Here is a 9,843-nt window from a genome sequence, read left to right as displayed (position 1 = left end):
GCGCCCCTTCCCCTGAGCTTGCAAGGAGGCCTTCCATGAAGCTCGCGACGATCACGCCTTTTCTGTCTGTGGCCGACCAGCTCACCGAACAGGACATCGGAAGCGCAGCCGCACAGGGATACAGGCTCAAGGGTGATTGTATTCGGGTCGAGCGTCCGGTTTAGTGGTCCTGATCAAAGGTCAACGCCGCCGCGCCTCGGGAATAAACCAGGCCGTTGTCCGTTTGTGTGAAGAGGGGGACGCGGAGCAGCAATGCGGACGGCCATCGGACAGGATCTCGTGGCGCTTCTGCCACGACTGAAGCGCCTTGCCCTGGTGCTCTGCCGCTCGCCGTCCCTGGCAGATGATCTCGTGCAAGGCGCCTGCGAGCGAGCACTGGCAAACGCCGGGAGTTTTACTCCGGGCACCCGGTTTGACGCATGGGCCTTCCGCATCCTGCGCAATTATTGGATTGACCACTTGAGGCGCTCAAGAACCGAAAGCATGAGTGAGGACGTGACGGCGCAGACGCACATCGTCGGCGACGCAGGCGAAGAGCCGATTCTGAACAAGCTGCTGCTGGCCGAGGTGCAGCAGATCATCGACAGGATGCCGCCTGAACAGCGGGAAGTGCTCCTCCTCGTCTGCGTCGAGGATCTCGCTTATCGGGAAGCGGCGGAAATTCTAGGCGTTCCGATCGGAACCGTGATGAGCCGTCTTGCGCGGGCACGCAAGCGGCTTGTCGAAATGACGGCTGCGGCCTGACGGCGGAGAGAGGCGCATGGCACAGCTTCATCTCAGTGACGAAATTCTCATGGCCTTCGCGGATGGGGAACTCGAAGGACCCGTTGCGGCCACGGTGGAGCACGCCATGGCGAGCGACCCGGTCGTTGCCGGGCGTGTGGCCGGGTTCCTGCGCAGTCGGAGGCTGGTTCGGTCCGCTTTTCCCGAGGAAACAGCGGCTGACGTTTCTCCTGCATTGCGGGCGGCCGTCCAGGCACAGATCGACCGCTTCGAGCGGCCATCGCATCAGAGGAATTCATCGCCGTTTCAGACCAGGCTCAACGTGCCATTTCGCGAATGGCGGCCCCTCGGAATGGCCCTGGCGGCGAGTGTCGCTGGTCTGGCGATGATGGCGGCTGGCTATCTTGCCGCGCGCCAAAATCTCCCGTCGTCTGAAACTGCGGGCCCCATCGCGCTCCTCGCGGATCCTCAGGTCGGCCGCATCTTGAGCGAAAGCCCCTCGGGACAGGAACAGGATCTGCCCTTCGGGCGGATACGGATGATTTCGACATTCCGTGTGACGAACGGGGCCTTGTGCCGTGAGTTCAAGCTCTTGGCTCCATCGGGAGTCTCGGGTGCCGTGGCCTGCCGCAGCGGGGACTGGAGGATCGCCTTCGCCGTAACAGAAACAATGGGCACTGGCGCCTACGTTCCGAGCGCCGGAGGTGACCTGATGGAGAGCTACCTTCAGAGCGCGGGGGCTAGCGAGCCGCTGCTGGACGCTGCGGAAATCGAAGCCCTGCGGGAAGCCAAGCCTTAGCGCAGCGGTGCGCCGGCGGGCGACCGGCTTTGGGAAGAACTGTGAGAACCATGGAATAAGAGTGAGACCGCATCCGTTCTTTCTGAAGTTGGCGTGAGAGGTCTCGGATGCGGACACCATATATGCTTGCCTTCGCGGCGGTTCCGCTCGGAGCGATGGTGGCCTTGTCCGGCACTGCTCCGGAATCTCTGGACATCCAGACAGCCCGTGCGCCAGCCGGAGCCCTCACCGATGCCGTTGCCGCTGTCAGGAAACTGGCCTCCCGCATTCCGGCCTCGGACCCGCAGGCCTGGTCGGATCCTCCGCGGGCCGGTCAGGATAACCCGCGCCTTGCAGTTGGCGAGGTGCTGCCTGAAGGAACGGCGCTCCATCCGATCCCGAGGCATGAGTCCTATCGCTACGCTGTCGTTCAAGGACAAAGAGCCATCGTCGATGCGGCTTCGCGGCAGATCGTCTACATCATCCGGTGACGAGAATGGCCTCGATCATCCGGCATCCATACGCTTTGCCGTCCTGGCCGAGAAACGAGGCAGGGGTCAAATGACCGTCAAGCACAACAGGCAACCCGCTGCGCGACAGCCCTATGGCATCGAACCCACCGGACGAGCGATCAGCCGCAGGACGGACTCTCAGGACGTGGTCCTGACATATAACATGTTCCGCCATAAGGATGAGGCAGGCCTGTATTGTGCCGTTCCGCAGGACCGGCCGGTTCCGGCATTCCTGACGGAGGACAAGTGGGACTACGCCCGCTCGCCCGACATCAGGGCGCTGTCCGGCTTCGATGACGTTGCAGCCGGCACCGCCGCGAGGGCGAACGGCTTCTATCTTTTCCATGCCAAAGCATGAGCCGTCATCGTGATAAAAGGCGATGCCTTGTGACCTGCCGGTGAGATTGAGATCAAACATGAAAAGGGCGGCCTCATCGGGCCGCCCTCTCAGTTGTCCAATTCGTTGCTTACTTGATCACCTGCACGATTTTGCGGGAGCTGGGCTCGACCAGAACCGGAGTATTGTTCACGACCGTGTAGCGATAGCCCTTCACCTTATACTGCGCCGGGATCTCGTGGTAGGTGACGCCAGATTCCGGCAGAACCGCGCCGACCCGCACCTCTTCCTTGTAGGTGTAGGACGGGACATGCTGGGTCGTTACGTATTGGCGGAACTCCGGCTGCTGCTGGTCGGCGATGCCGCCCACAATGGCGCCCGTCACGCCGCCCACTGCGGCACCGACCGGACCGCCGACAACCGCGCCACCGACCGCACCCGTGGCGGCTCCGGCCGCAGCGCCGCCGGACTGGGCGAACGCAGCTGCAGGGGCAAGAGCGGCAAGAGCGGCGCCGACAAGGAGAATCTTCTTCGACATGGACTTACTCCTGGTATTGGTAACTGGGATCAATTCCCGGTGTCTCTTTAATGCGCTGATCCATAAGTCGTTCCAAGATTTACGGAGGCATGAGTGCGCTTTTTCGGCCTGATTGCGGACATGAATGCTAAATGAATGAAGTAGTCGTCTTGTATTCATGATTTGAGGACGCCTCGCCGGCGGCTCTGTCCTTACGCCCACAGAGCGTGAGTTGCAGCCCGCAAGAAAAACCGACAGCTCCCTTTCAGGACCTGCCGGTTTTATAGCGGATCCAGATGGCGATCTCTCGCCCTTTACCGCCTTATTCGATGACCTCGATGACGCGGCGGGTCTCAGGTTCGACCAGCGCAACCTCGTCGCCGATCACCACATAGCGGTAGGTGCGCAGCTCCGGCACCTCGGTGATGATGGTCTCCGGCACCTCCATGATCTCCACTTCCTGGGGAAGCGTCACGCCTTCCCGGATCTCGATCTTGGTAGAGGGGGCCGCGCGGGTCGAGCCGGTGGTTTCCACCGTGGTCTTGAACTTCTTTCGCTGTTCGCTGCTCAGGTTCACAGATGCCGACTTGCGCGAACTGCCGGACTTGTGGATCACCTCGACGATCTTCTTCGTCCGGGGCTCGACGATCACGATCTCATCGCGCACCATCACGTATTGATAGCCGCGGTACTGCGGAACGATCCGCACCACCTCGGAAGGCAGCGGCGCCAGACGAACCTCCTGGGTGATGGTCGTGCCGACCGATACCTTGAAATTCACGTTCGACACCGTGTTGACATCGGTGCTGCTGAAAGCCTGAGTCACTTCGCTGCGCTGCTCAGTGTTCAGGTTCGTAACTGCATTCGTCGTGCTGTTGGAGGTTGTGCTCGTGGATGTCGACGTGGACGACGTGTCGTTCTGCTGCGAAGCGCCATTCTGCTGAGCGGCGGAACCCGATGGCTGGGTTCTCTGCTGGGACGAGCCGGTCGCCGGTCGCTGCTGGCTGTCGCCGGACGTCTGCGATGCGGAGGTGGATCCAGCCTTCCGATTATCTTGCGTGCTGGTGGATTGCGAGGAACCCTCCTGCGGTCGCTGCTGGCTGCCCGACGTCTGGCGGGAGCTTCCGGAGTCTGCGGCCGGGCGCTGGTTCTGGTCGGATGAGGAAGCGGTCGAGCCGGTGCTGGAGCGATCCTGCGAGGACGAGCCTTGGCGGGACGGCATCCGCTCATTCGAGGAGTTGGATGAAGCGGTCGAGTTCTGGCGTGAGTCCGGAGCGGCCTCAGGCTTGCCAGGAGCCTCGGTCAACGCATCGGGACGGTTCCGGTCGAGAGCCTTCTCGGCCTTGCCGGGTGCTTCCGACGAGGTCGCCGGAGGCGTGATCCGACCGGTGGTCGTGCCTGAGGAGCCGGATTCCTGAGTTTGCGCGAGGACGGGGGCAGCCCCAAGGCTCAGGGCAATCGCGGCAGCCGTCGAAAGCAGGGTTATACGCACTGAACATGCTCCTTTAGATCGATTCCGATGTGGAAAGGTCTAACGGAGCTTGACGGCTTCCGTTCCCTGATAACCGTCAAGGTGCTGCACCCGCTTGCGCGCCCACGGGTGAAACACCCAAGGTCTCGCGGACAGTCGCCATGGCTGGCGGTTCGGCCGGCTGTGCGCACAGGCCAGCCATCTGGATGAGGCCGTAGCCGAAGGTCGGATCCCGCCCCGGCTGGCCCAGATCGCGGGCACTCTCCTCCAGGCGGGCTCGGACGGCTTCGGCATCCAGTTCCGGGTTGGACGCAAGCACAAGACTCGCTGCCGCTGATACGAAGGGAACTGCGTAGGAGGTTCCTGTCCTCAACAGGCCCGCACCCTGAGACGCCGCCGTCCAGACACTCACCCCGGGAGCAGACAAATCGATATACGAACCACGGGTGGCGCGTCTGTACACGTTCAGGTCGCGATCGACAGCTGTGACCGCGATAACACCAGGGTAAGCTGCCGGGTAGGAGGGTTCGGCCCCTGCACCATTGTTGCCCGCAGCGGCAACGATCACGATGCCCTTGGCCTGGGCCGCTGCAACGGCCTTCTGGAGAACCTCGTTGGAGGGTCCCGACAGGCTCATGTTTATGATCCTTACCCCGCGCTCCGCCAAGGCCTCGACGGCAGCCACGAGCGTCATCACGTCGGTCCGGTCGGCTGTGCCACCGTCGCGATAGAATGCATCAACCGCGATGATCTTGGCCTGCGGCAGGAGGCCCGGCGTTCGGCTTGCAGGGCGGCCGACAAGCAAAGCCGCAACGGCCGTGCCGTGCTCCTGCAGCGAGACGACGGTATGACGAACGGGCAGGGGTATGATCTCGACCGCTTGCCCTTTCAGGGCTGCATGCTCGACATTCACGCCTGTGTCGATCAGGCCGATGAGCGGAGGCGGGCCGCATTGCAGGGGGTGGGCCTCGGTCCAATTCACGAGGGCGGACCAGTCGATCGGGGAAGGATCCTTGCATGCGGCGCCCGTGCAGGCCGTCGGGGCTTCATCAAGGTAGTAGAACTGGTCGAAATCCACTGAGGCCTGTGCATCGATGAGGCGGACTTCTCGCCGGGCCCGTGCCACTGAAGTGCCACTTGGGATCCGAAGCCGGACCACCTGGGGTGCTATGCGACCCTGCGAGCGAGCCTCGAGGCGAAAGCCCTGGGCCGTCAGCCTCGCCAGATTCTCTTGAGACAGTCCCGAGGCTACGATAAAGCGCGTGGAGCGTCGCGGCCTGGGACGGCGGTCGATTTCTTCGGCGGCCGAAGCAGCCCCCGTGGGCTGCGTTCCGACGGAAGCCGCTGGTTCTGCCCCTGGCGTCCGTGCGGGAGCCTTGCCGGTGCGTGCTTGCGCCGTGCCTTTCGCGCGCTGGCCTTTGCCGCTTGATGCTTTTCCGGAATGGCCCGCGTTTGCTCCGTGGCTGGAACCGGCCTTCCCGCTCTTGCCAGAGCTGGCCTTGCTGCGGCCGCCTCCAGCATTGTCATGGCTGTGTCCAGCTCCAGCGCTGGTCCCGCGGCCAGCTCCGCCCCTGCCGCCGCCGAGGCCGCCAGCGTCGGAATTGCCTCTGCCGCCGTTGGCATTCCCGTTTCCTGTACCCCCACCGGCCGCTCCACCGCTCCTTCCGCCGCCATGCCCGTTGCCGCCTCCATTCCCGTGCCCCCCATTGTTGCCATTGCCGTTCGCGCCACCACCTCCCTTGGCAAGCGCGGACCCATTGGTAATGGGCAGAGTGGATCCATAGCCGAGATCAAGTTGAATCCGGACGGGAACGGCGGCCGCAAGGCCCGCCAGCGCGATGAGGATATGTCGCAACCCCTGTGCCATGGTTTCCTCTCGAGCCGGCAACTCGCCCGTGAACTCGACCGTTGCAGCGTGGTCGAATCGTCAAAGCAGCACCCGGCCTGGATGGCTGATCGCACAATGTCCTGAAACACAGGTCTCCAGCGTATCCGAGATGAGCCCTGGCGGGCCAATCACGAAATGTGTCCGATCTTAAGCCTGGCAATGACGGGAGGTTATTCTCGAAAACGCGACAGTATCGTCTTCGTTGCGCCGGAGGTGAATGCCCTGAATGCGGGAAGCTCAAGACCAGGAAAACCGTTCTCGATCAGACAGATTTGATCTGCGTTTCAAGGACGACGACTTCAGCGCCGCACGAGAGGCCCCAAATCCGGTACTGAGGTTCATGGGAGTTCTCGGACAGGATCTGCACAATCCGGTATGTATCTGGATGGGTCCGCCGAGGGTGGGCCGGTTGAACGATCTGGCCCAGCTGATACTTGGCTCTCATCGAAAGCCTCCACTCACTCTTTATCGGGCTCGCCCAGGCGAGCGCCTCCGACGCAAGGGGCATCTCTCCGTCCCGCTTGGGAACGGGAATAATCCGTTTTGTCTGGGCATAATGGCATAGCAGGATCTCCGAACAGTCCGGTGGAGACGATCATCTGGTGCAGACGGGCTAGGTGTCGCACGTCAAGCTGAGGGTCTTGGGGAGCGGCCCCAAGATCCGAACCTGTTATTCTGCTCTGCTCTTGCATCGCACAGTTCAGCCTATGTCCGGTCGATGCGCGACATCTTCAAAGTATCACATACGATCGGCTGCAGTCTTTCACAGTCACCGATTGGCGAAACTTGGTACGGCTCCGAGCCAAGTTGTGGTGGACGGCCCCGAGCAGCACCGCCACTTTCGACGTTCTTTCAGAAGGGTCGGTGTGACGAGCATTCCAAGCGGCCTGATCCCTTCACCCGGGCCAACCCTCTGCGCAAGGCGGCCAGCCATATGCTGATCTACCTGATCAGACGCCGATACTCGCTTCTGATGAGGGCATGGCAGCCGCACGCCAAGCTCTCCAATCTCCCTTGGTCGATCACACAAATCAGCGCCCGAGCGTTTTCGAGGGCTCCCTCCTCTTCGAGCGAGCGCAGGCAATCCGTTATACTTGCGCGCCTGACCCCGAGCAGCCGTGCGAGCATCTGGTGGGTGAGGGGGATATCTTCACCGTCCAACGCATCATGGGCCAACAGAAGCCATCGGCACAGCCGTTGCCTCAAGGAGTGGTGAGCCTCGCAAATAGCGGATTGGGATGTCTGCAGCAGAACGAACTGGGTATATTTGAGCAGCGTGGCGCGCAGCGAGGGCGCGTTCTCGATTGCATCCAGAAAATCGGCTCGAGAGATCCGATAGGCACTGCCGCCGACCTGGACTACGCGACGGAACGGAGGCTCATCAGGATCGCCCAGCAGGGCCGGGATGCCAGTCATTCCCTCGGAGCCGATCAGCCAGACTTCAACCCATTTGCCGGGCGATGCCTTTGCCGAGACCGCAACAAGCCCGCTTTCGAGAAAGTAAATCGCCTCCATCGGCGTGCCGGAGTGATGGATCATTTGCCGCGGCTTCAGTTCGACCCGCGCCAGACGAGGCCAGAGCGTCTGCATATCACGGGGCGAAATGGCCTGTAGGAGTCGGTTCCGGACCGGAACCTGTCGCAGCTCGGCTGCGCTACGGCTTTCAGTCAAGGTGACACTCCAGCTTCACCATGTCCAATCTTATGCCGCCTCAGTTCGTCCCACAACCTTGGTACGGCAGCGGACAAACCTTTACCGGTTCTGGAACCGTGGGGCTGCACCTCCTTTTAGTCATCAGCGTCCGACGAGCAGGAAGGCTGCTACTGGCCAGTCCTTGTCCGGCAAAGGAGACGATCATGCCGATGACTGCGGGTGACATCCTGGTTGAAACATTGATCGACTGGGATGTCGACACGGTGTTCGGGATCCCAGGCGATGGGATCAACGGCATCATCGAGTCGCTCCGCAAAGCCGAGGATCGGATCCGATTCATCCAAGTCCGGCACGAAGAGGCCGCCGCCTTCATGGCCTGTGCCCATGCCAAATGGACCGGAAGGCTCGGCGTCTGCCTCGCCACCTCCGGGCCGGGGGGAATTCATCTTCTCAACGGGCTCTACGATGCCAAGCTCGACGGTCAGCCGGTGCTCGCCGTGACAGGCCTCCAGTTTCATGACCTCCTGCATACCTACACGCAGCAGGATGTCGAGCTGGACAAGCTCTTTATGGATGTCTGTGTCTACAACTCACGGATCATGGGCGCAGCCCATGTGCAGAACGTAACCGAGCTGGCCTGCCGCACGGCTCTGGCCTATCGAGGCGTCGCTCATATCACGGTGCCGGTGGATCTGCAGGATCAGACCGTAAAGGAAGATCTGAGGTCGAAGCGCAATCGCCCGGATCACGTCTCGTCACTGATGGCCGAAAGCGCTCATGTGCCGACCGAAGATCAACTCGCACAGGCTGCAGCGATCCTGAACGAAGGCCGCAAGATCGTGGTCATGGCAGGGCGGGGTGCCCTCGGCGCGCGAGGTGAGGTCGAGGCCGTGGCAGAGCGGCTCGGCGCTCCTGTCGTGAAGCCGCTTCTCGGGAAGGGCGTCCTGCCGGACGAGCATCCCCATAGCACGGGTGGTACCGGCCTGCTGGGGACGCGGCCTTCACAGGAAGCCCTGGAGGATTGCGATACGCTTTTGATCGTCGGCTCCAGCTTCCCGTATATCGAGTATTATCCGAAGCCGGGCGAGGCCAAGTGCGTCCAGGTCGAGCTCGATCCTAAGCGCATTGCTCTGCGCTATCCCGTCGACGCGGCCCTTGTCGGCGATTCTGCGCGGGTTCTCCGGGCACTTCTGCCCAAGCTCGACCATCATCAGGACCGCTCGTTCCTGGAAAAGGCGCAGGCCGGAATGGCCGAATGGCGCGACCTCATGCGGGAGCGTGGAACCCGAACCGACACACCCATGAAGCCGCAGGTCGTTGCCCACGAACTCAACAAGCTCCTGTCCGATGACGCGATCGTCGCCACCGATTCCGGAACGATCACGAGCTGGGCCGCACGGCACATCGACATGCGCGGCAACATGATGTTCTCGTGCTCCGGAAATCTCGCCACCATGGCATGCGGCTTGCCCTATGCGAACGCCGCGGCCCTTGCCTATCCCGGTCGGCAGGTTATCGCCTTCGTGGGAGACGGCGGGCTCACGATGCTGATCGGAGAGCTTGCAACGGCCGTGAAGTATAATCTCGACGTGAAGATCGTCGTGATCAAGAACAATACGCTCGGCCAGATCAAATGGGAGCAGATGGTCTTCCTGGGCAATCCGGAATACGCGTGCGAGCTTCAGCCGATCGACTTCGCCACCATCGCCAAGGGCTTCGGCTGCACCGGATTTACCATCGAGGATCCTGCGACCTGCGCCGACATCCTGCGCCAAGCGCTCGCTGCGCCCGGACCCGTCGTGATTCAGGCGGTTGTCGATCCGAACGAACCTCCCATGCCACCGAAGGTCGATCTCAAGCAGACGGCCCGTCTCGCCGAGGCGCTTGCGCGCGGCACACCGAATGCCGCCTCCATCGCGCTCACGATTGCATCGGACAAAGTGCGGGAGATCATCTGAGAGGTC

The 9,843-nt window shown here is 62.1% G+C and carries 10 protein-coding genes; 6 read left to right on the top strand and 4 right to left on the bottom strand.

The genetic code is table 11. The features are described 5' to 3' along the window. Positions 1 to 252 precede the first annotated feature (252 nt). The 4 genes from ACS5Q0_RS14340 (at position 253) to ACS5Q0_RS14325 (ending at position 2,371) form a co-directional block, all read left to right on the top strand. Positions 253 to 744, top strand: a complete 492-nt coding sequence (locus ACS5Q0_RS14340; protein WP_473127322.1) for an RNA polymerase sigma factor — start codon at positions 253 to 255, stop codon at positions 742 to 744. 16 nt (positions 745 to 760) lie between these two features. Beyond that, a complete protein-coding gene (locus ACS5Q0_RS14335; protein ID WP_473127321.1) occupies positions 761 to 1,522 on the top strand; it encodes an anti-sigma factor family protein in 762 nt (253 codons plus the stop codon). Between the two features lie 107 nt (positions 1,523 to 1,629). After that, entirely contained in the window at positions 1,630 to 1,992 is a 363-nt protein-coding gene (locus ACS5Q0_RS14330) for a DUF1236 domain-containing protein (protein ID WP_473127320.1), read from the top strand. Between the two features lie 70 nt (positions 1,993 to 2,062). Beyond that, positions 2,063 to 2,371 (top strand): hypothetical protein, encoded by a 309-nt coding sequence (locus ACS5Q0_RS14325; protein WP_473127319.1) that lies wholly within the window; start codon positions 2,063 to 2,065, stop codon positions 2,369 to 2,371. 109 nt (positions 2,372 to 2,480) lie between these two features. Here the strand turns inward: ACS5Q0_RS14325 and ACS5Q0_RS14320 are convergent, their stop codons facing one another. The 3 genes from ACS5Q0_RS14320 to ACS5Q0_RS14310 form a co-directional block, all read right to left on the bottom strand. After that, on the bottom strand, positions 2,481 to 2,888 hold the full coding sequence (locus tag ACS5Q0_RS14320) for a DUF1236 domain-containing protein (RefSeq protein WP_473127318.1): 408 nt from the start codon (positions 2,886 to 2,888) through the stop codon (positions 2,481 to 2,483). 301 nt (positions 2,889 to 3,189) lie between these two features. Further along, positions 3,190 to 4,359: a DUF1236 domain-containing protein gene (locus tag ACS5Q0_RS14315; RefSeq protein ID WP_473127317.1), complete on the bottom strand. Its 1,170-nt coding sequence runs from the start codon at positions 4,357 to 4,359 to the stop codon at positions 3,190 to 3,192. Between the two features lie 76 nt (positions 4,360 to 4,435). After that, positions 4,436 to 5,464 (bottom strand): S8 family serine peptidase, encoded by a 1,029-nt coding sequence (locus ACS5Q0_RS14310; protein WP_473127316.1) that lies wholly within the window; start codon positions 5,462 to 5,464, stop codon positions 4,436 to 4,438. Between the two features lie 399 nt (positions 5,465 to 5,863). Here ACS5Q0_RS14310 and ACS5Q0_RS14305 point away from each other — a divergent pair, with 399 nt between their 5' ends. After that, a complete protein-coding gene (locus ACS5Q0_RS14305; protein WP_473127315.1) occupies positions 5,864 to 6,310 on the top strand; it encodes a hypothetical protein in 447 nt (148 codons plus the stop codon). A gap of 858 nt (positions 6,311 to 7,168) precedes the next feature. Here the strand turns inward: ACS5Q0_RS14305 and ACS5Q0_RS14300 are convergent. Then, positions 7,169 to 7,816 carry a Crp/Fnr family transcriptional regulator gene (locus ACS5Q0_RS14300; RefSeq protein ID WP_473127314.1) on the bottom strand — a complete coding sequence of 216 codons (648 nt, stop codon included), beginning with the start codon at positions 7,814 to 7,816 and terminating at the stop codon, positions 7,169 to 7,171. A 266-nt stretch (positions 7,817 to 8,082) separates the two neighbouring features. On the opposite strand from ACS5Q0_RS14300, the gene ACS5Q0_RS14295 reads away from it, so the two are divergent. Then, complete coding sequence (locus ACS5Q0_RS14295) at positions 8,083 to 9,837, top strand: thiamine pyrophosphate-dependent enzyme (protein WP_473127313.1); 1,755 nt, start codon at positions 8,083 to 8,085, stop codon at positions 9,835 to 9,837. Positions 9,838 to 9,843: the final 6 nt, after the last annotated feature.

The sequence above is a fragment of the Microvirga sp. HS2 genome (assembly GCF_055792805.1).
Note: the sequence above shows the minus strand (reverse complement) of the source record. Positions and strands in the feature narration are given on the sequence as shown.

Excerpts from the sequence above, each read along its gene's own strand:
- ACS5Q0_RS14340 (WP_473127322.1), top strand. The coding sequence starts at position 253 with ATGCGGACGGCCATCGGACAGGATCTCGTGGCGCTTCTGCCACGACTG.
- ACS5Q0_RS14335 (WP_473127321.1), top strand. The coding sequence starts at position 761 with ATGGCACAGCTTCATCTCAGTGACGAAATTCTCATGGCCTTCGCGGAT.
- ACS5Q0_RS14330 (WP_473127320.1), top strand. The coding sequence starts at position 1,630 with ATGCGGACACCATATATGCTTGCCTTCGCGGCGGTTCCGCTCGGAGCG.
- ACS5Q0_RS14325 (WP_473127319.1), top strand. The coding sequence starts at position 2,063 with ATGACCGTCAAGCACAACAGGCAACCCGCTGCGCGACAGCCCTATGGC.
- ACS5Q0_RS14320 (WP_473127318.1), bottom strand. The coding sequence starts at position 2,888 with ATGTCGAAGAAGATTCTCCTTGTCGGCGCCGCTCTTGCCGCTCTTGCC.
- ACS5Q0_RS14305 (WP_473127315.1), top strand. The coding sequence starts at position 5,864 with ATGGCTGTGTCCAGCTCCAGCGCTGGTCCCGCGGCCAGCTCCGCCCCT.
- ACS5Q0_RS14300 (WP_473127314.1), bottom strand. The coding sequence starts at position 7,816 with ATGCAGACGCTCTGGCCTCGTCTGGCGCGGGTCGAACTGAAGCCGCGG.
- ACS5Q0_RS14295 (WP_473127313.1), top strand. The coding sequence starts at position 8,083 with ATGCCGATGACTGCGGGTGACATCCTGGTTGAAACATTGATCGACTGG.